Below are 19,196 nucleotides of genomic sequence, written 5' to 3'. Positions count from 1 at the left end.
CAAACTTTAAAAACACCTAATAATTTATTTAAAAAGTAAAACATGAGCAGAATTTTTCCGGCAGGAGTTGCCACAGGTCAATTGGTTACTGATATTTTTCAGTATGCTAAAGAAAATAAATTTGCGTTACCAGCTGTAAACGTTATCGGTTCTAGCAACGTAAACGCTGTTATGGAGACTGCAGCAAAATTAAACTCTCCTGTTATTATTCAGTTTTCAAATGGTGGAGCTGCTTTCAATGCAGGAAAAGGATTGAGCAATGATGGACAAAAGGCTGCTATTTTGGGAGCGATTGCCGGAGCAAGACATATCCACACTCTTGCAGAAGCATACGGAGCTACTGTAATTTTACATACTGACCACTGTGCAAAAAAATTATTGCCATGGATCGATGGTATCATGGATGCTAACGAAGAATTTTTCAGATTAACAGGAAAATCTTTGTATTCATCTCACATGCTGGATCTTTCTGAAGAGCCTTTAGAAGAAAACATAGAAGTTTCTGCTCAATATTTTGAAAGAATGGCTAAAATGCAAATGACTTTAGAAGTAGAAATAGGTGTAACAGGAGGAGAAGAAGATGGTGTTGATAATTCTGATGTAGATAATTCTAAATTATATACGCAACCAGAAGATGTAGCTTATACTTATGAAAAACTAAAAGCTGTTTCTGATAACTTTACTATTGCTGCTGCTTTTGGTAACGTACATGGTGTATATAAGCCAGGAAACGTAGTTCTTACTCCAAAAATCCTAGATAATTCTCAGAAATTCGTTCAGGAGAAATTCGGAACTGCTGCGAAACCTGTAAACTTTGTATTCCACGGAGGTTCTGGTTCTACTTTAGAAGAAATCAGAGAGGCAATCGATTACGGTGTAATTAAAATGAATATCGATACCGATCTTCAATTTGCTTATACAGAAGGTGTAAGAGATTATATGGTTAATAATATTGATTATTTAAGAGCTCAAATCGGAAATCCTGAGGGAGAAGAAAAACCTAACAAGAAATTCTATGATCCAAGAGTTTGGGTAAGAAAAGGTGAAGAAACTTTCTCTACAAGATTAGTTAAAGCTTTTGAAGATTTAAATAACGTAAATACTTTAAAATAAGACTGTACATTTGTATTAATGTAAAAAGTATTCATTAGGATACCTTTACATTAATACATTTTACATTTATACATTAATACAAGGAAAAATGGCATTCGACTGGTTTAAAAGAAAAGCAAAAAACATTACCACTTCTACTGATGAAAAAAAGGATGTTCCTAAGGGGCTTTGGCACCAAACTCCATCAGGAAAAATAGTGGAACACGAAGAGCTTAGGAAAAACAATTACGTTTCTCCTGAAGATGGATTTCATGTAAGAATAGGAAGTGCAGAATTTTTTGATATCCTTTTTGATGAGGGTAAATTCACTGAACTAGATGCTAGTGTCGAAAGTATAGACATCCTAAACTTCAAAGATACAAAAGCTTACGCAGACCGTTTGAAAGAGGTAAAAGCAAAAACAAAACTTACAGATTCTATCAGAAATGCTGTCGGGACTGTAAAAGGAACTGAGATGGTGGTTTCTTGTATGGATTTCGCTTTTATCGGAGGATCTTTAGGTTCTGTAATGGGTGAAAAAATCAGAAGAGCTGTAGATTACTGTATCGCTCATAAACTTCCCTATATGATTATCTGTCAGTCCGGAGGTGCAAGAATGCAGGAAGCGACTTATTCACTAATGCAATTGGCAAAAGTACAGGCTAAATTGGCTCAGCTTTCAGAAGCTGGTCTTTTGTATATCGCTTATTTATGTGATCCTACCTTTGGAGGTATTACGGCTTCTTTTGCGATGACTGCAGATATTATTATGGCAGAACCAAAAGCACTTATCGGTTTCGCCGGACCTAGGGTTATCCGTGAAACAATTGGTAGAGATTTACCGGAAGGTTTCCAAACTTCGGAATTCCTTCAGGAAAAAGGATTTGTAGACTTTATCGTAAAAAGAACTGAGATTAAAGATGTTGTTTCTAAAACAGTAAATTTATTAGCAGTACATGCTTAAATTTTGTAACAAATACAATATAATCTCTCTCTAATTAGGGAGAGATTTTTATTTATGAGAACTTTTAAAATATTTTTCGATACGATCCGGGCAATGAGCTTTAAAAAGATTATGCGTCTTTTATCTCTCGTTATGCCCCATCCCTTATTCTCGATTTTAAGTTTTCATGCTACCGCGAAAGCCTTTACCATTGCTCAAAAACGTTTTCCTGAAACCGCTTCCAATAACGGAATAGGTAATGCATTCAGACATGCCCTTTGGTGCTGTTTTATTCTGATGTACTGCTCTAAAATTTCTTCACCTCAAAAAGCACTCGACTTCTGTAAAAGAATAACTGATCTGCACGAAGAATTGTTCCCCAACAAACCTTTGGAAACAAAAATGGATCTTCACAACAATAAGATTGGAATGGATTATTTTATGGAGATTCTCCCAGGGATCCATCGTCAGTTTTTTGAAAAAAGCTTCTTTATAGACGCATTAATTAAAAAAATGGATGATGCAAAAGTTCTGAAAAATCTGGATGATGATTTTGAGGGGTATTTGGTGTATCTCGATGAAAAATAACTTTTCATAACATTTAATTTATTATCTTTTCTAAAATTTAATTCAAACAGATGGTTCTCAGCAGAATTTGGTCCGCTTTTATTATTATCGCTATTGCTATCGCTAGTATAAAATATATTTCTTCGAGTCATTATAATACTATTTTCAATGATATGGTTGTTGGAAAAGGAGGAGATACGGTACAGATTGCTTCACAAAAAATGAATACACTCTCTCCGATCATTAAAGACAGTCTCATGAAGAAGTCTGACTTTGCCGATAACAGAATTCATTATAAAACAGATTCAATAAAACAAGAGGTTAAAGTATACCGCGTACAGGAAGCAGATGGTGTTATAGGAACCGCAGAAACAGCTGTCAAAATATGTCTCGGATTGATTGGTATTATGACCTTATTTATGGGTTTTATGAGTATTGCTGAAAAAGCAGGTGGAATTAACTTATTAAGCAGACTGATCCAACCATTCTTTTCAAAATTATTTCCTGACATCCCAAAAAACCATCCTGCATTTGGTCATATGCTGATGAATTTCAGCGCAAACCTTCTTGGGCTTGACAATGCTGCAACTCCATTCGGGCTGAAAGCAATGGAAAGTTTGCAAACATTAAATCCAAACAAAGATACCGCAAGCAACTCTCAGATCATGTTTCTTTGTCTTCATGCAGGAGGAATGACTCTGATCCCGGTTTCTATTATAGCCATCAGAGCTTCAATGGGTTCAAAAACGCCGACTGATATCTTTCTCCCATGCATGATTGCTACGTTTACTGCAACACTGGCTGCAATGATTATTGTTTCTCTATATCAAAAGATCAATCTTCTGCGGCCAATAGTAATTGCATATGTTGGAGGAATTTCGGCTATTATCGGACTATTAGTTCTGTATCTTGTTCGACTGAGTAAGGATGAATTGGATACTTTCAGCAAGGTTTTAAGTAACGGACTTATTTTATTTATTTTCCTAGCAATAGTACTGGGAGCCGTTTACAAAAAGATCAATGTTTTTGATGCCTTTATTGATGGAGCCAAAGAAGGCTTTACCACTTGTGTTAAAATCATTCCTTATTTGGTAGGAATGTTAATAGCAATTTCACTTCTCAGAACTTCAGGTGTTTTTGATGTTATTATTGACGGAATGAAATGGGTAGCCAACATGGCTAATTTAGATGCCAGATTTGTAGATGGACTACCAACGGCATTAATAAAACCGCTTTCGGGTTCAGGAGCCAGAGGAATGATGGTTGACACCATGTCCACTTTCGGAGCTGATAGTTTTCAAGGAAAGCTTGCTGCAGTCCTTCAAGGAAGCTCAGATACGACCTTTTACGTCATTGCAGTTTATTTTGGAGCCGTAGCCGTTAAAAACACCAGATATGCTGTTATTGCTATGCTTCTGGCGGATCTAGTAGGCGTTATTACATCTATTGCGTTAGCTTATTTATTTTTCGCCTAGCATTTAAAAAAAAATTGAACAACAAAATCAAAAGAAATGATTACAGATAAAGAATTCACCTTGCGATTGATTCGTCAATTAACACAGGCATTGGAAAAACTTATTCTAGACAAACCCGAAGAAAGTTTAATGCAAAAAGAACTTGATTTTGATTCTTTAATGAAGGATATCTTCAAGATAGACTTTGTCGAAATATCATCAAAATCAAAAGAGGAAATAATAGAGATCGTTAATGAAAGGCAAGAGAGAGATCATAAAGATTACTACGAAATGCTTGGAAATCTTTTCTATTTTAAAGGAAAAGAAACGAACAATCACAATTTTCTGGATAAAGCAAAAACATTTTACGAATTGTATCTCCAGACCAGCGGAATTTTTGCCCTTCCCATTATCAACAGAATTAATGAAATAAAAAAAGCACTTGAATAAAGTGCTTTTGTATTTTAGAATGTAATCTTATAACTTCCCGTTGATGATGTACTTGCCTTTTCAGCTTTTACATATTTTTTCACCCAAGCCACTGAGGTTGAAGAAACGCATGGATCTGATATCCCACCTACTCTTCTTGCAGAGACTACATTTCCTGCTTTATCTACTGTATAGGCAACAGTAACGGATCCGCTTGCTGTACAACTATGCTGTGGCTGTGCTCCTCCTCTGCCCATTGTTCCCGGTATGTAACCAATCAGCTTTCTGTCGATTCCGACTTTACTGTCTCCATTACCGTCTCCCCCTAGAGGATCTCCATTGTTTCCAACACCCGTCCCCGTGCCTTGACTACCAGCCTTTGTCCCTCTTCCTTTTATAAGATTTCCGATAGCAGCATTGCCTTTTCCATCTCCGTTTCCGGTTTTAGAATTAGCGGTTGTACCAGAACTTTTTTTATTATTTTTAGAAGCCGAAGCGCTTGTCGTTTCTTTTTTATTAGACTTTGATTCTTCCTTTTTAGGGACACTTGTTTTTTTACTGTTTCCGGTTATTACCTTTTCTTTTGGTTCTGATTTTTTAGTTTCAGTCTTTGGTTCCGGCTTTACTACTGTTTTGGTCTCAGGAACAACAGCCTCCACAGGTTCAGGAGTTACCTCTTCTGTTTTGGATGCTAAGCTGCCCTCCTGCTCTGCAGGTTCTTCAATCCCTTTTCCATTACGGTTATCTCCAAAGTTGACCAGCATCGTCGTCACCACTTCGGGCTCCTTATTCTGATCCGGTTTTAACTTATAAAGAAAAACAAAAAGCAGGATTGCAGACCAGACTAAAATAGAAAGTATTCCACTTTTTATCCGATCACGGGTTTCCTCGTTTTTGTCTACACTATAGCTTTTCATTATTTTTAATACTTACCAGTATCCGGTTTATTTATCTTTAACAGTTGCAAGAGCAATATTAAACTTGTATTTCTCTGCAATTTCCATTGCAAAAACAACATCTTTATGCAGTGTATTTTCATCCGCCCTAATTGTAAAAGACTTATTCGTTTGATTTGTCAGGTTATTAACGATTGCCTGTTCAAGCTGTTCTCTGGCAACAAGCTTATCATCAATATAATAAGTTCCATCAGGTTTAATTGTTACCGTAAGTGGATTGGGTATATTATCGTCAGCAGTAGTCGTTTTTGGCAAATTTACATCAATCGCACTTTGATTGGCAGCTGAAGACGTTATCATAAAGAAGATTAGCATAAGCAAAATAACATCAGTCATTGCTGCTAAACTAAATTCCGGATTTGCTTTATTTCTTCTTTGAATTTTCATCTGTTTATTCTAATATTTTTAATGGTCAGATGGAATCGCTCAATTAATTCTTACAAATGAAGTTTCTTTTGATGACGATTTCATAAGAAAGATTTATAAAGGTTTATTGATAAGGTCTAAAAATTCACCCGACATATTCTGAGCTTTCAGAACAAATTTATCAATTCTTGTTAATAGTATATTGTAGAAAAAGTTAGCCGGAATAGCTACTGCCAAACCAACAGCCGTTTGCCCCAAAGCTGTATAGATCCCTTCCGAAAGTGTTTTTGGAGAGAAAGACCCTGTCGCATGAGACAAATTAAAGAAGGCAATGATCATCCCAATAACTGTTCCTAAAAGTCCCAACATCGGCGCAATACTCGGTACCACAGCTAAAAGGTTAAGATTTTTTTCCATATTTGCTACTTCTACCTGAGCCTGTGACTCCATTGCGCTTACAATATCTGAAACAGGTCTTCCCAATCTTGAAATCCCTTTTTCCAATATCCTTCCTTCCGGAGAATTTTGTCTTCTGCAATAATCCACTGCCGACTCAATTTTTCCTTCTTTAATAAAGTCTTCGATATTATTCATAAAATTGGAATCCGTCTTTGAAGACAATCTTTTAATAAAGAAAAAACGCTCAAAAAACAGATATACCGAAAACACACCAAGTAGTAACACGGTAACCATCACTATTTTAGCGAAAGCCCCTCCGTGGAACATGATATTCCAAAATGAAAATTCTAAGTTGTCTGTGGCAACTGCGGGTGTTGCAATTTGCGCAAATAAGATCTGAGTAAGTTCCGTTAACAGCATTAATGTGAATATTTTATAATGATTTTAAACGACAAAAGTAATGGAATATTATCAATTCGTGTCTTAAAAAATGCTTAAAAACAACTTAAATTTTTCCACCGAGACATAAATAGCAAATTTCTTTCCAAAAAGAATTTGAAAAGAAATTTGAATATAAAGGATTGAATAAGACCGATTTTAATCTTCGTCTACCTCAATATTATCCTGTTTAAATTCGCATTTAAGCCTGAAAGCAATGGGGGTATCTGATCCCGTATAGAAATCATCAATGGTTCCTTTCCAGATCAGTTCCAATTCTCCTTCTTCATTTTTCTCAAATAAGAGCTCATTATCATAGATAAAGGCGTCTTCATCATCAAATAGATCTACCTCTGTGTAAGTTTCTTCATCAGAATCATTGATTCTAATTGTTTTTCCTTCAATATCCGCAGAATCTATTGGAAAATCGAAAACTTCCATTGAAAGTTGTGGAAAGTTATACTGTAAAGAATCATCGTCTACGTGATCCAAGCCATCATCCGTAATGACCTCAACTTCAAGGAAATGTTGCTGATTACTATAAATAGCCTTGCAATAAGTGCTTCTTATATTGTATTTTAATGTTTCGTCCGGATGGTAAATTTTTAAAATCCCTTTCATTATTTCTTAAAAAAGAGCTGTAATAATATGATTGTTAAATGTTTTAAGCAAAGATAAAAAATAGATTGAATTTGAAAAATATTTTGAAAATTATTTTTCTAAAATCAGCGATCCGTCTCAATTTAGTTTTCCAATATTACTTACTTTTGTTTTTATAAAGATTCTGAAATGAAAAACGTTTTGTCTAAAAGTATTTTATGTCTGGGCCTGACTGTAGGCCTTATGTCTTGTAAAAAGTCCGATTCTCCCCTCACAAAGGTAACGCCCACCAATCTTGATTCGATTGCGTCAAATTATTATGAACAATATTTGAAACTGTATCCACTAGATGCTACTTCGCAGGGAGATACCAGATATAACGACCAACTATCCATCAATATCGATAAAGATTTTATTTCAGGAGAAATTGCCTTTTACAATTCAATTCAAAATCAGTTAGATAAAGTGGATTATAAAAGTCTTTCAGATGAAGACAAAGTCGTTTATGATGTATTAGATTACACCCTAAAAGATAAAATTGAAGCTTACGCCTACCATCCCGAATATATCCCATTCAGCCAATTTACAGGTCTGCCTCTAAATTTCCCTTTATTTGGAAGTGGTGAAGGAAGTCAGCCATTCAAAACAGAAAAAGATTATACTGACTGGCTACAAAGAATGAATAAATTCCCTTTATGGATGGATAGCGCCATTGAAAACTTCAAAGAAGGGATTAATAATAAAATAGTTCTTCCTAAAAAGCTTATCGTAAAAATGATCCCACAGATGAAAGCTGAAGAAATCATTACCCCGGATTTCGAAAAGAATATCTTCTATGGGCCTATTAAAAAATTTCCAAAAGATTTCTCACAATCTCAGAGAGAAAAATTTACAGCCCTTTATAAGGAGGCTATTTTGAAAAAAATCATTCCTGCCTATACTAAAATGGGCACCTTTTTAGAAAAGGAATATCTTCCTAAAGGAAGGGACACAGATGGTTACAACAGTCTACCTAAAGGAAACGAAATCTATCAATACTATGTAAAAAGCTGGACCACAACCAACAAATCTCCTGAAGAAATCAATAAAATTGGACTTCAGCAAGTGGCTATGCTTCGTACCGAAATGGAAAAAGTAAAGCAACAGGTTGGATTCACAGGAAGTCTGGAACAATTTATAACGTTTGTCAAAACAGATCCTAAGGCAATGCCTTACAAAACGTCAAAAGAAGTTTTAGCAGGTTTTAATGGGATTTTATCTAAAATTACTCCGAAGCTAAAAACCATGTTCAATGTAACCCCGAAAACAAAATTCGAGATCAGGCAGACGGAGAAGTTCAGAGAGGCAAGTGCAAGTGCAGAGTATACTCCGGGAACTCCTGATGGCAAAAGACCAGGTATCTTTTATGTCCCTCTTCCCGATCCTGCCAAGTTCAATGTTACTTCTGGAATGGAATCTCTTTTCTTACATGAAGCCATTCCGGGGCATCACTATCAGGTTTCTCTTCAGCAGGAAAACACAAAACTGCCAAAGTTCATGAGATTCGGATGGTTTGGAGCTTACGGAGAAGGCTGGGCACATTACTGCGAGACTTTAGGTCCTGAATTTGGGTTATACACCGATCCTTATCAAAAAATGGGGTATTTAAGTGACCAAATGTTGAGAGCGGTAAGACTTGTTGTTGATACTGGTTTACATACAGGAAAAATGACCAGAGAAGAGGCAATCAAATACTTTTTAAGTAATATCTCTTATGACGAGGCAGGAGCTACAGCAGAAGTAGAAAGATATATGGCAATGCCTGGTCAGGCTTTAGGATACAAAATTGGATCTTTAAGAATACGAGAATTGAGGGATCAGTATCAAAAACAACTTGGAAAGAAATTCAACCTTGCCAGCTTCCATGATGAAGTATTGAGCCAGGGCTGTCTTCCTTTAGATGTTTTAAACAGAAAAATGGAGCTTTGGGCGAAAAAGCAGAAGTAATTTAAACAAAATATGAAGGCCACAAATTGATTTTTGTGGCTTTTTTATTTTACATTTATATTTTAAATAAAACAAGGAATATTTTAGATAAAGATACTGATCCTAAGACTTTAAGAAAAGTAAAATTCATAACAACTAAGCCATTATACCAACAGTTATCCTCAAATAAAATTTTGATTAAATAAAAAATGATAACAGAATCACTACAATCTCTTTTTATCAGAGATTTAAATAAATTAAAAACAGAAATTGAAGCGTATCAAAACGAAGAATCAATCTGGAAGACCGATAAAAGTATTTCAAATTCTGCTGGAAACCTTTCGTTACATTTAGCTGGAAACCTCTGTCACTTTGTGGGGGCAATACTTGGAAACTCTGGATATGTAAGGAACAGAGAACTTGAATTTTCATTAAAAGATATTCCACGTACTGAACTCATTCGTCAAATAGAAAGTACAATTGATATTGTACAATCTTCCCTTGATCAATTAACAGAATCCGATCTCCAAAAAGCTTATCCTCTCGAGCCTTTAGGGTATAAGATGACCACTGAGTATTTTCTGATTCATTTAATGGGACATTTGAGTTATCATTTGGGTCAAATTAATTATCACAGAAGGCTACTGGACAACTAATTACTTTTCAAACATCATCTTTGTAATAAAATCCTTCTCTCCTTTTCCTCTCGCGGGAGAATATTCCCTTCCATAGAAGATGATCTGGAGATGAAGTTTGTTCCATACCCCCTCTTTCCAAATATTTTTGGCATCTTTTTCGGTTTCAACTACATTTTTCCCGGAAGTAAGCTTCCATTGGGTCATTAGCCTGTGAATATGTGTATCTACCGGAAATGCAGGAAACCCAAACCCCTGACTCATTACTACAGAAGCTGTTTTATGTCCGACACCAGGTAATGCCTCTAATTCTTCATATGTCTGAGGAACCACTCCATTATGTCTTTCCAGTAAAAGTTCGGCCATTCTTTTCAGGTTTTTTGCTTTTGTATTGGAAAGTCCAATCTCTTTGATGAGCTCTTTAATCTCTGAAACTTCAAGCTTAGCCATCTTTTCTGGAGTTCCTGCCACTTTAAATAGCTCGGGTGTTACTTCATTCACCTTCTTATCTGTTGTCTGTGCAGAAAGCGCTACGGCAACCATCAACGTATAAGCGTCAGTATGTGCTAAAGGAATGGGAACTTCAGGATATAATTTTTCTAATTCAAGCTGAACAAGTTCAGCTCTTTGCTTTTTTGTCATTTAACCACTAAATTTGAACAAAAATAAACATTATGCTGAAAGTAGGAGACAAATTACCGGAATTTGAAGGAACTAATCAGGATGGAGAAACGATAAATTCATCCCAGTTAATTGGAAAGAAGCTCGTTATATTCTTTTATCCTCAGGCTAATACCCCCACTTGTACTGTGGAAGCCTGCAATTTAAGCGACAATTATTCGCAGCTAAAGAAGGCAGGATTCCAGCTTTTAGGAATCAGCGGAGATTCCGTAAAAAAACAGAAAAACTTTCACAGCAAATTTGCTTTTCCTTACGATCTTATCGCAGATGAAAACCGTAATATTATTGAAAAATTTGGTGTTTGGCAGGAGAAAAAAACGTTCGGCAAAACCTATATGGGAATTGTAAGAACCACTTTTATTTTTGATGAAAAAGGAATCTGTACAAGAGTTATTGAAAAGGTTACCTCAAAGACTGCAGCCGATCAAATTCTGGAGGGATAATTTTTAAGACAAATAACACAAATCTTTTCACTAACAACTGCATTAAATACCTTTGTTTAGTTTAGAGATTTGTGTTATTTGTTACCAATCTACTCGGTCTCGTAGTATCTGAGTTCTTCACTATCATTAGGAAGAGTTATGTGTTTTTGAAACTTTAATCCTAGTTTCTCAATCAATTTCTGGGAAGAAAAATTATCCTTTGAAGTAATGGCAGAGATTTTTTTCAATCCAAATTCATCCATTCCGATAGATTTAACCTTTACAGCTGCTTCATACGCATATCCTTTTCCCTCGAATTCATCCAGTAGAGAGAATCCAATATCGACAACATCAAGCCCCTCGCGTTCAAAAATTCCAACAGCGCCTACTTTTTCATTTTTATCTTTAGTCACAACAAGGTAGTTTCCGAATCCTAAATTCTCCAGCTGAGGAAGAAATCTATTTTTGATATACTCTTCAGCATCAGAAATGTTTTTAAGGTTACGGTCTCCAATAAACTGGATAAATTTTGGCCTGTTATAAAGGTCAAATATAAATGCTCCGTCCTCCAAAGATATCGGACGAAGGATCAGTCTTTCTGTTTCGTAAAAACTATTTTCTTTTACTTGGTTTTTTAGGCTCATCTTTTGGTTCTTCTTTTTTCTCAATTTTCAAAAGCCTCGGATTATTCGCACATTTCTTATTATAGAGTTCTATATATGTTCCATTATCCTTCACATTGGTAACAGCTCCACTGGTCTTATTTACCGTAAGCGTATAATGTGTTTTCTGATATGGGCAGGCTTTTGATGTTAGTTTTCCTAAGTCGAGATAATAGTTTGTCTTATCTTCATAGTAGTTTCCTGCAACGTCAGTAAATTCCTCATCTATCATATATCCATCCGCCGTAGCTGCAATAGCGGCCTCCTGTACATTATCTATTTTTCCAATAAACTTTTTCAGTCCCTCTAAATTTGTTACATACTCTATTTTCCCACCTGAAGAATAAGCAATATAATAAAAACTATCTTCATCGGGAAACATATCAAACCCGGAGGATTGCGGCACATAATCTTTTTTAGTTCCCGAAATTTTTATTTCCTGATCTTTACCATAGGTATTGTAATTTAATACCCAAAAGTCAATCTTATCATCCGATTGGATCCCCTGAAGAACATTTGGAATGCTTGAAAATTTCTTTTTTGTCTGAGAATAAGACAATACTCCCAAAAGAATAAAAGTGAATATGATAATTTTTGAACTCAATTTTCCCATAGCATATTTCGGAAGTTAATAAAAGAGAATTGATAATTACATAAATTTCTCTCCTTTTTTAAAATTTTTCAGATCCAGAACATAGTCTTTTATCAGCTGGTCGTTGTCTCTCGGACAAATAAGCAATGCTTTATCTGTATCTACAATAATGTAATTTTCCAGTCCGTCTATAATAACAGCTTTGTTGTTACTTTTCATCCGAACAATGTTTCCTTTCGAGTTGTAAGCTAAAAGGTACTTTAATTTTACTGTATTTTCATTATCATCCTTTTCTGCATTTTCATAAACAGAAGTCCATGTTCCTAAATCACTCCATCCGAGATCAGAAGGCACTACATATACATTTTTAGCCTTTTCCAGAATACCATTATCTATAGAAATTTTCTGAACCTTCGGATAAATAAGCTCTATACAATTATCTTCACTGGAGGAGTTATACTCGCAAGCCATAAAATGCTGTGCCATTTCTGGAAGATGTGTTTCAAAAGCACGATGAATGCTTTTAACGCTCCAAATAAAAATCCCTGCATTCCAAAGAAAATCTCCACTTTCCAGAAAACTCTGGGCTATTTCCAAAATTGGTTTTTCAGTGAATGTTTTAACTTTAAAATATTCTGCTCCTTTTTTATCCACAAATTGAATATAACCATATCCTGTATCTGGTCTTGTTGGCGTAATTCCTAATGTAACAAGGTAATCGTTTTTTGATGCAAGATCAAAAGCAAGCTGTACTTTTTCAAGGAATGTTTCTTCTTTTAATATAAGATGATCTGCGGGCAAAACAACAATTGTCGCGTCAGGATTAATTTCAGCAATTTTGTTTGCCATATAAAGATTGCAGGCTGCTGTATTTTTCATCAGCGGTTCTCCGACAATATTATGTTCAGGAATCTCGGGTAATTGTTGATGAGAAAGGCTTACATATTCCTTATTGGTAATAACGAATATATTTTCATTAGGGATAATTTTACTGATTCGGTCATATGTCTGTTGAATCATTGTACGTCCAACACCTAAAATATCCTGAAACTGCTTTGGAAATTTCTGAGTACTCATAGGCCAGAATCTGCTTCCAATTCCACCAGCCATGATAACACAGTACTTATCTGATTTTGACATATTTAACTACATTTTTCTACCCTTGCCAGAGGTTTAAAAGAATACTTCCTTCCACTAGCCAGGTTCTTACAAAGATAGTTTTTTTTAATCAGACCTTCTAAAAAATACTTTTCGTTTCTGTACATAAAGAAATCACCCTTTTCTAGCTCTTCTATGAATTGAAGCTTATCATCTTGTTTCTCAATATGAAAATACTTTACCAAATCCGGACTTGCCATAAAGTTAGCCTTTGGAGACCTTGAAAACTTTATGATGATAGGTCTTAAAGCGTCTTCATATACCTCCACACTTTCCAGAAGCATTCGCCTGAAAGTGTCTTTCCATTCGTTTCCATGGGGAGAAATTCTTCTTCCATATTTTTCAAAGGCAATAAGATGAGCCAATTCATGAGTAAGCACAAAGAAAAAAAGCTGTGGTGCGAGTGTCGAATTGATCGTTATTTCATGGGAATGATCTGGGAGTTTTCTGTAATCTCCCAGTTTCGAATTCCTATTTCGTGTAATTTTGATATGAATATAGTAATCTGAAAACCAGATTTTTAAATATTGAAGTGTATTCTGTGGTAAATATTTTTCTAATGATTGGATCGACATTTTACAAACTTAATGGAATTCCGGCATAGAAATTCAATAATTTAAGACTGAAAAGATAATTATATTTCGCCTGAGCTACAGAGCCCTGTGCATTAGCATAATTATTTCTGGCTACGTTCAGATCAAAAATAGTCGTTCTTCCTGCTGTATAGCTTTTATCTGCAAAGTCTAGCGAAAGCTTTGTACTTTTTGCTGCTTCTACTGCAGCAATATAAGATTCATAGTTTGCTTCTACATCAAACTGTGCTTTCTGTACATTTTGTCGTACAGTCTGTTTTTGTTGTTCCAATGTATTTTTGGCGACACTTTCATTGATTCTGGATTGCTCTACCTGTAATTTTGTAATTCCTTTATTGAAAATGGGAATACTCACAGATAATCCTGCCTGCTGACCAAAGTTGTCTTTATATTGCTGGAAAAAATTACGTTCTTTAATGTAAACTAATGAATTTCCTACATTATCCGTGTTAAGTAAGTTATTATAAAAACTTCCTATTCCTGCACTTGCTGTTACAGTAGGCCAAAAAGCGGTTTTAGACACCTCAGTTTGAGCTTCGGCAGATCGAATTCTGCTCTCAGCTGCTTTTATTTGTGGCTGAGTATCATACGCCGTACTTAAGACATCATCTACCGATTTCAATTGTGGAGAAAGCTCATCAGATACGTTTACATCCTCAACATCAAAATCTTTATAATCCTGTAATTGCAGAAGTTGGGCAAGAGCAAATAAGCTTCTTCCTGTATCAATCTCTGCCGTTTTAAGGTTTTGCTTTTCTCTGGCTAAAGCAGACTGTGCTTCTGCCAATACAGTCTCAGCAGTTGTACCTACCTGGGTCGTTATTTTTGCTCTGTCATACTGTTTTTGAGCATTGTTAAGAGCACTTTGTGATATTTTTATTATTTCCTTTTTCAACAATGTAGTCAGATATTGTTGTGCGATCTGTAAAGAAATATCATTTTTTATCGTTTCAATATCATACTGACTTGCTTCAACATCAAATTGCGATTTTCTAATTGTTTTCTCAAGTCGTCCATTGTTGTAAACTAAAACATCTGCCGACAGGTTTCCATTATTACTAAACCTGTCGTTTCGAATACTTCCAGTTCCTAATGAAGCTTGTCCAAAACTGACTGTGTTTCCAACACTGGCAGATACAGAGGGTAAATATCCTTTTTTTGCAATTTTTAGATTAGAATCCTGAACTTGCTTAGAATATTCATTTTGGATAACCTGAAGGTTATGCTTTACTGCATAATCTACACATTCTCTTAAGGACCATTTTTTCTGAGCATTCATACCCAGGCAAGTTAATCCGAAAACGATGATCCAAACTTTTTTCATATTAAGATTTTACAATATTAGACGCCCCAAAGATAAAAAAGTTACACATTTAAAAATTAATGTTTCATTTTAATAAAACTTTTGAGAATTTTGCATCATGACAACCAAAGAATATCAAGAAGCCGTTGACTGGCTTTTCGTGCAGGCACCCAACTATCAGATCGACGGAGAAAAGGCATATAAGCCTGGTTTAGGCAATATAACGAGGCTTTGTTCATTTTTTGACAACCCTCAGGAAAAAATAAAATGCATCCATATTGGAGGAACTAATGGTAAAGGTTCAACAAGCAATATGTTGGCTTCTATACTTCAGGATGCCGGTTATAAAGTAGGAATATACAATTCTCCACATCTTATTGACTTTACGGAGCGTATAAAAGTAAATGGCAAAAACTGTGATAAAGAATTTGTGTTTAGTTTTATTCAAAAGTTGAAAACGCTTCCGGAAGACATTCTCCCTTCTTTCTTTGAATTTACAACCATCATGGCTTTTGAATATTTTTATCAGCAACAGGTAGACTTTGCGATCATAGAGGTCGGACTGGGAGGAAGATTAGATTCTACAAATATTATAAGGCCTTTAGTTTCGGCCATTACCAATGTACAACTGGACCACCAAAATATACTAGGAAATACGGTTGAAGAAATTGCAGGTGAAAAAGCAGGCATAATCAAAGAGGGAGTTACTATTATTTCGGGTGATGAAAATGAGGCTGTTAAAAAAATTATCCGTGACAAAGCGAATCTGAATAATGCCCCATTTATAGATGCTTCTCTGTTTCAATCAGACTTACAATCAGACCTTAAAGGCAATTATCAACAAAAGAATATCAGAGTAGTTTTGGGACTAACTGATGAGCTGATCAAATTACATATTAAAATCTCTGACAAAAATATCCAGAATGGACTGCTCCACGTTCACGAAAATACCGGGTTCATCGGACGATGGTTTGAGTTTTCTCAAAACCCTTTAACAATTTGTGACACGGCTCATAATCAAGCAGGCTTAGAACAGGTTTTTTCCCAGCTTAATTCTATCGATCGTCGCAAGCATATTATTTTAGGATTTGTGAACGATAAAAAAATAGATGAAGTAATGAATTTGTTACCTGAAAATTCTACATTTTATTTTGCCAAACCTTCGATCCACAGAGGAAGACACCCAAAAGATTATGAGGATTTGCTGATGAATGCAAAAATAATTTATAAAATTTTCGATTCAGTACAGGAAGCGTATTTAGCTGCAAAACAAGAATGTACAAATGAAGAAATGATTTTTATAGGCGGAAGCAACTTTGTAGTGGGAGAATTTTTAGAAAAAAATTTGCGAGTAAAGGAATAAGTCGTATATTTGCACCACTCAAAACGAGAAATCGAATGTGGGGCTCTTAGCTCAGTTGGTTCAGAGCATCTGGTTTACACCCAGAGGGTCGGGGGTTCGAATCCCTCAGGGCCCACAAAAAAGGAAACTGAAGCCTTTCAAAAAATTTCAGGGCTCTTAGCTCAGTTGGTTCAGAGCATCTGGTTTACACCCAGAGGGTCGGGGGTTCGAATCCCTCAGGGCCCACAGAAAATCTCTCAAGAAATTGAGAGATTTTTCTTTTTAGTCCTATTCATAGTAGTTTACATAGATTTTTGATCTCTCTGTAAATTATTCTCTAAAAAATTCACAAAATAAATTTAAACTGACGTTATCCACTCAAACCCTTATTAATATAATTAAGTATGAATACTATTTAATATAATAGAAAATAAAACAAAGGCTTGATGTAGTAAAAATCTAAATTAAACAATACGGAAAACCCCAAACTGTGAATTAAAATATATTTTTATATTAGCAAAATAAAAACAATAAATGAGGAAAAATTTAATTATTCGGCTAATGCTTTTGACAGCATCAGTTGTGTGGTTGAACTCCTGTAGTTCTGAAGAAGATTTTCTTAACAATAAACAAGAAAAACTCTCAAACAAGTTTCAGGTATTTTCAGCTAAAAAAAAAGAAACAATTAACTATGGTAATGGCTTTAAAACTTTACTAGAACGTTATGATGAAATTAATAAGGTTCAACATACTTTAAAAGCAATTAGAAACGTTTGGAAAAATTCATCAAAAATAGCTGATGAATATGTCGAATTTAATATCAGATCTCAGGATATTACAACTAAGAATAACGAAAAGTATACCCTGTTCCCACTAATAAAAAATTATACAGTAGAAGGAATTATTATTGCAGTTTTAAAAGAGAATGGTACTCAGGTAGAATTTCTAAAAATGTCTCCAGAAGCTGATAATTACAATGTAATATTAGGGTTATTTCGAGCTCAGTATATAAAGAGCAATTCAAAAAATAAATCTTCAAATAAGGCTGCTGGTGGTCCATGTGGCTTTGATGGATATCCATCATGTGACATAGAGCCTGTTGTAATCACCATTGGAGGTGGTGGAGGAGGTGGTGGTTCTTTGCCTCCAGGTGGTGGTTGGATTCCTCCAGGTGGGTGTGGCCCTTATGAAGACTGTCTCAATAATCCCGACGCAGGAGGAACTGCTGGTAGTGATGATAATCCTAATAATAGCCCCAACGCAAATCCTTGCGAAAAAACAAAAAGTATATTATCAGATCCCAAAGTACAAGCAAAAATCAAGGAACTAAAAACTCAAGCTCCTAAAGGTGGAGAAATTGGAGTAAAAATAAAATCAGATGGAACAACGAGTACAACAATCCTTGGTGGCACACATGAAGTGGATTTAGGAGATACATCTGGGTATCAAGGAGGTTATCACAATCATACGCCAAATGGCATTAAAATGCTCTCCCCACCAGATATTATTAAACTTTTTGATTTTTCAATTGCACAACCTAATGGAAATATTGGAAATGGTTTTATGGGAATGATTGGTTCTGAATCATGTAGTAGTTGTCCTGGAGGTATTAGATATTACAATTACATCATTAACTTTAGTGGCACCTCACAGGAGTTATCACAATTTTTATATAACACGAGCTGGGATCTCAATAAATTAAAAACAGAATTTCAGATATTAGAGGGGCAGATGGCATTAGATTTGTCAAATGTTGACTATTTAGGAGCTGACCTAAATGCCCAAGGATTAGAGAAACTTTTTTTTGAAACTTTAAGAGGCATGGGAATGGAAGGAAAAGTAAATTTGCAGAGAATTGAAGACAATGGAGCAGTGAAAAACATAACATTAAACAGTGGTGGTGCTACTACAACAGCCACCCCATGCCCATAAAAAATGAAAATTATGAAGACAATATTTTTTAAAGTTATAATAATCTTAGAATTATTTATAAACATAACTGCTTGTAAAGCACAACAAATACAACCTCTAAATACTAATTTGAAAGATATTATTGCTAACTCTTATCTGAAAGATGTGAATAATGAACTTGATAGCTACGTGGGAAATTTTACTGCAAATTTTGAAGGTAAGACAATTAACTTATTTATAACAAAAGAGTTAAAAAAGCCTATTAATCTACAAACTAAAAATTACTTTCAGGATGTTCTTTCCATAAGATACATTGTCAAGAATGCAAGTGGTCAAATTTTACAGGACACGAAAAACATGTCTATTCCTGCAACTCAAACTATTCACACAATTTATAGTTTCGGAACAAGCCCAAGTCAAAATTTAGCACTGCTATATTATGGAGGGACTAATTGTGGAATTGGTTGGGGAAAGATATTATTAAAAAAATAAATGCAACACAGCTGTCATGGGTATATAAAGCAAATGACTCTCTAATTGATAGTGCTACTTGTCCTGCAAGTACAGATAAGGCAGTTTACCTACCTGAAACAAAAGACTTGATATTTACAAGACAATAGAACTCCTTACTTTATTAATAACTTAAGACCTTTATCAGCTTTGGTAAAGGTTTTTTATTTCAACTTTT

At 35.0% G+C, this 19,196-nt stretch carries 21 protein-coding genes and 2 tRNA genes; 13 read left to right on the top strand and 10 right to left on the bottom strand.

Annotation, left to right across the window (positions count from 1 at the left end; all coding sequences use genetic code 11):
• Positions 1–42 precede the first annotated feature (42 nt).
• The 5 genes from fbaA (at position 43) to CEY12_RS14810 (ending at position 4,506) form a co-directional block, all read left to right on the top strand.
• Positions 43–1,113 (top strand): class II fructose-bisphosphate aldolase, encoded by a 1,071-nt coding sequence (gene fbaA / locus CEY12_RS14830; protein ID WP_089028423.1) that lies wholly within the window; start codon positions 43–45, stop codon positions 1,111–1,113.
• Between the two features lie 88 nt (positions 1,114–1,201).
• On the top strand, positions 1,202–2,056 hold the full coding sequence (accD, locus tag CEY12_RS14825; RefSeq protein ID WP_089028422.1) for an acetyl-CoA carboxylase, carboxyltransferase subunit beta: 855 nt from the start codon (positions 1,202–1,204) through the stop codon (positions 2,054–2,056).
• Positions 2,057–2,110: 54 nt separating this feature from the next.
• On the top strand, positions 2,111–2,623 hold the full coding sequence (locus CEY12_RS14820) for a DUF6973 domain-containing protein (protein ID WP_089028421.1): 513 nt from the start codon (positions 2,111–2,113) through the stop codon (positions 2,621–2,623).
• A 50-nt stretch (positions 2,624–2,673) separates the two neighbouring features.
• Positions 2,674–4,077, top strand: a complete 1,404-nt coding sequence (locus tag CEY12_RS14815; protein ID WP_089028420.1) for a nucleoside recognition domain-containing protein — start codon at positions 2,674–2,676, stop codon at positions 4,075–4,077.
• 36 nt (positions 4,078–4,113) lie between these two features.
• Positions 4,114–4,506 (top strand): hypothetical protein, encoded by a 393-nt coding sequence (locus CEY12_RS14810; RefSeq protein WP_089028419.1) that lies wholly within the window; start codon positions 4,114–4,116, stop codon positions 4,504–4,506.
• Positions 4,507–4,520: 14 nt separating this feature from the next.
• Here CEY12_RS14810 and CEY12_RS14805 read toward each other — a convergent pair whose 3' ends face one another.
• From CEY12_RS14805 to CEY12_RS14790, 4 genes are all read right to left on the bottom strand, one after another.
• Positions 4,521–5,402 (bottom strand): ferric siderophore ABC transporter substrate-binding protein, encoded by an 882-nt coding sequence (locus CEY12_RS14805; RefSeq protein WP_089028418.1) that lies wholly within the window; start codon positions 5,400–5,402, stop codon positions 4,521–4,523.
• 27 nt (positions 5,403–5,429) lie between these two features.
• Positions 5,430–5,828 (bottom strand): ExbD/TolR family protein, encoded by a 399-nt coding sequence (locus CEY12_RS14800; RefSeq protein ID WP_089028417.1) that lies wholly within the window; start codon positions 5,826–5,828, stop codon positions 5,430–5,432.
• A 93-nt stretch (positions 5,829–5,921) separates the two neighbouring features.
• The gene (locus tag CEY12_RS14795) at positions 5,922–6,626 is read right to left on the bottom strand and encodes a MotA/TolQ/ExbB proton channel family protein (RefSeq protein ID WP_089028416.1); all 705 of its coding nucleotides are present in this window, start codon (positions 6,624–6,626) and stop codon (positions 5,922–5,924) included.
• Positions 6,627–6,803: 177 nt separating this feature from the next.
• Positions 6,804–7,265 carry a hypothetical protein gene (locus CEY12_RS14790; protein ID WP_089028415.1) on the bottom strand — a complete coding sequence of 154 codons (462 nt, stop codon included), beginning with the start codon at positions 7,263–7,265 and terminating at the stop codon, positions 6,804–6,806.
• Between the two features lie 168 nt (positions 7,266–7,433).
• On the opposite strand from CEY12_RS14790, the gene CEY12_RS14785 reads away from it, so the two are divergent.
• Positions 7,434–9,230, top strand: a complete 1,797-nt coding sequence (locus CEY12_RS14785) for a DUF885 domain-containing protein (protein WP_089028414.1) — start codon at positions 7,434–7,436, stop codon at positions 9,228–9,230.
• A 188-nt stretch (positions 9,231–9,418) separates the two neighbouring features.
• Positions 9,419–9,865 (top strand): DinB family protein, encoded by a 447-nt coding sequence (locus CEY12_RS14780; RefSeq protein ID WP_089028413.1) that lies wholly within the window; start codon positions 9,419–9,421, stop codon positions 9,863–9,865.
• Here the strand turns inward: CEY12_RS14780 and CEY12_RS14775 are convergent, their stop codons facing one another.
• Entirely contained in the window at positions 9,866–10,486 is a 621-nt protein-coding gene (locus tag CEY12_RS14775; RefSeq protein WP_089028412.1) for an endonuclease III domain-containing protein, read from the bottom strand.
• Positions 10,487–10,518: 32 nt separating this feature from the next.
• Here CEY12_RS14775 and bcp point away from each other — a divergent pair, with 32 nt between their 5' ends.
• Positions 10,519–10,968, top strand: a complete 450-nt coding sequence (bcp, locus tag CEY12_RS14770) for a thioredoxin-dependent thiol peroxidase (RefSeq protein ID WP_089028411.1) — start codon at positions 10,519–10,521, stop codon at positions 10,966–10,968.
• 89 nt (positions 10,969–11,057) lie between these two features.
• Here the strand turns inward: bcp and CEY12_RS14765 are convergent, their stop codons facing one another.
• Genes CEY12_RS14765 through CEY12_RS14745 form a run of 5 tightly spaced genes read right to left on the bottom strand, consistent with a single transcriptional unit; the run spans position 11,058 to position 15,276 of the window.
• The gene (locus CEY12_RS14765; protein WP_089028410.1) at positions 11,058–11,591 is read right to left on the bottom strand and encodes a GNAT family N-acetyltransferase; all 534 of its coding nucleotides are present in this window, start codon (positions 11,589–11,591) and stop codon (positions 11,058–11,060) included.
• Positions 11,560–12,222: a hypothetical protein gene (locus CEY12_RS14760; protein WP_089028409.1), complete on the bottom strand. Its 663-nt coding sequence runs from the start codon at positions 12,220–12,222 to the stop codon at positions 11,560–11,562. Before CEY12_RS14760 ends, CEY12_RS14765 begins: the two co-directional genes overlap by 32 nt.
• Positions 12,223–12,258: 36 nt before the next feature.
• Complete coding sequence (locus tag CEY12_RS14755; protein ID WP_228409705.1) at positions 12,259–13,341, bottom strand: mannose-1-phosphate guanylyltransferase; 1,083 nt, start codon at positions 13,339–13,341, stop codon at positions 12,259–12,261.
• 2 nt (positions 13,342–13,343) lie between these two features.
• Positions 13,344–13,934, bottom strand: a complete 591-nt coding sequence (locus CEY12_RS14750; protein ID WP_089028408.1) for a SprT-like domain-containing protein — start codon at positions 13,932–13,934, stop codon at positions 13,344–13,346.
• Position 13,935: 1 nt separating this feature from the next.
• Positions 13,936–15,276, bottom strand: coding sequence for a TolC family protein (locus tag CEY12_RS14745; RefSeq protein ID WP_089028407.1), 1,341 nt, complete (start codon positions 15,274–15,276; stop codon positions 13,936–13,938).
• Positions 15,277–15,373: 97 nt separating this feature from the next.
• On the opposite strand from CEY12_RS14745, the gene CEY12_RS14740 reads away from it, so the two are divergent.
• The 5 genes from CEY12_RS14740 (at position 15,374) to CEY12_RS14720 (ending at position 19,000) form a co-directional block, all read left to right on the top strand.
• Complete coding sequence (locus tag CEY12_RS14740; protein WP_089028406.1) at positions 15,374–16,618, top strand: bifunctional folylpolyglutamate synthase/dihydrofolate synthase; 1,245 nt, start codon at positions 15,374–15,376, stop codon at positions 16,616–16,618.
• 40 nt (positions 16,619–16,658) lie between these two features.
• Positions 16,659–16,733 (top strand) — tRNA-Val (locus tag CEY12_RS14735).
• A 35-nt stretch (positions 16,734–16,768) separates the two neighbouring features.
• Positions 16,769–16,843: transfer RNA gene (locus CEY12_RS14730), tRNA-Val, on the top strand.
• Positions 16,844–17,131: 288 nt separating this feature from the next.
• Positions 17,132–18,529, top strand: a complete 1,398-nt coding sequence (locus tag CEY12_RS14725; RefSeq protein WP_089028405.1) for a hypothetical protein — start codon at positions 17,132–17,134, stop codon at positions 18,527–18,529.
• 12 nt (positions 18,530–18,541) lie between these two features.
• Positions 18,542–19,000 (top strand): hypothetical protein, encoded by a 459-nt coding sequence (locus tag CEY12_RS14720; RefSeq protein WP_157676830.1) that lies wholly within the window; start codon positions 18,542–18,544, stop codon positions 18,998–19,000.
• The last annotated feature ends 196 nt before the right edge of the window (positions 19,001–19,196 follow it).

The sequence above is a fragment of the Chryseobacterium sp. T16E-39 genome, from assembly GCF_002216065.1.
GTDB lineage: Bacteria > Bacteroidota > Bacteroidia > Flavobacteriales > Weeksellaceae > Chryseobacterium.
The sequence above is the reverse complement of the archived record's forward strand: the minus strand, read 5'-3'. Positions and strand labels throughout refer to the sequence as shown.

Excerpts from the sequence above, each read along its gene's own strand:
- fbaA (WP_089028423.1), top strand. The coding sequence starts at position 43 with ATGAGCAGAATTTTTCCGGCAGGAGTTGCCACAGGTCAATTGGTTACT.
- accD (WP_089028422.1), top strand. The coding sequence starts at position 1,202 with ATGGCATTCGACTGGTTTAAAAGAAAAGCAAAAAACATTACCACTTCT.
- CEY12_RS14820 (WP_089028421.1), top strand. The coding sequence starts at position 2,111 with ATGAGAACTTTTAAAATATTTTTCGATACGATCCGGGCAATGAGCTTT.
- CEY12_RS14815 (WP_089028420.1), top strand. The coding sequence starts at position 2,674 with ATGGTTCTCAGCAGAATTTGGTCCGCTTTTATTATTATCGCTATTGCT.
- CEY12_RS14810 (WP_089028419.1), top strand. The coding sequence starts at position 4,114 with ATGATTACAGATAAAGAATTCACCTTGCGATTGATTCGTCAATTAACA.
- CEY12_RS14805 (WP_089028418.1), bottom strand. The coding sequence starts at position 5,402 with ATGAAAAGCTATAGTGTAGACAAAAACGAGGAAACCCGTGATCGGATA.
- CEY12_RS14800 (WP_089028417.1), bottom strand. The coding sequence starts at position 5,828 with ATGAAAATTCAAAGAAGAAATAAAGCAAATCCGGAATTTAGTTTAGCA.
- CEY12_RS14795 (WP_089028416.1), bottom strand. The coding sequence starts at position 6,626 with ATGCTGTTAACGGAACTTACTCAGATCTTATTTGCGCAAATTGCAACA.
- CEY12_RS14790 (WP_089028415.1), bottom strand. The coding sequence starts at position 7,265 with ATGAAAGGGATTTTAAAAATTTACCATCCGGACGAAACATTAAAATAC.
- CEY12_RS14785 (WP_089028414.1), top strand. The coding sequence starts at position 7,434 with ATGAAAAACGTTTTGTCTAAAAGTATTTTATGTCTGGGCCTGACTGTA.
- CEY12_RS14780 (WP_089028413.1), top strand. The coding sequence starts at position 9,419 with ATGATAACAGAATCACTACAATCTCTTTTTATCAGAGATTTAAATAAA.
- CEY12_RS14775 (WP_089028412.1), bottom strand. The coding sequence starts at position 10,486 with ATGACAAAAAAGCAAAGAGCTGAACTTGTTCAGCTTGAATTAGAAAAA.
- bcp (WP_089028411.1), top strand. The coding sequence starts at position 10,519 with ATGCTGAAAGTAGGAGACAAATTACCGGAATTTGAAGGAACTAATCAG.
- CEY12_RS14765 (WP_089028410.1), bottom strand. The coding sequence starts at position 11,591 with ATGAGCCTAAAAAACCAAGTAAAAGAAAATAGTTTTTACGAAACAGAA.
- CEY12_RS14760 (WP_089028409.1), bottom strand. The coding sequence starts at position 12,222 with ATGGGAAAATTGAGTTCAAAAATTATCATATTCACTTTTATTCTTTTG.
- CEY12_RS14755 (WP_228409705.1), bottom strand. The coding sequence starts at position 13,341 with ATGTCAAAATCAGATAAGTACTGTGTTATCATGGCTGGTGGAATTGGA.
- CEY12_RS14750 (WP_089028408.1), bottom strand. The coding sequence starts at position 13,934 with ATGTCGATCCAATCATTAGAAAAATATTTACCACAGAATACACTTCAA.
- CEY12_RS14745 (WP_089028407.1), bottom strand. The coding sequence starts at position 15,276 with ATGAAAAAAGTTTGGATCATCGTTTTCGGATTAACTTGCCTGGGTATG.
- CEY12_RS14740 (WP_089028406.1), top strand. The coding sequence starts at position 15,374 with ATGACAACCAAAGAATATCAAGAAGCCGTTGACTGGCTTTTCGTGCAG.
- CEY12_RS14725 (WP_089028405.1), top strand. The coding sequence starts at position 17,132 with ATGAGGAAAAATTTAATTATTCGGCTAATGCTTTTGACAGCATCAGTT.
- CEY12_RS14720 (WP_157676830.1), top strand. The coding sequence starts at position 18,542 with ATGAAGACAATATTTTTTAAAGTTATAATAATCTTAGAATTATTTATA.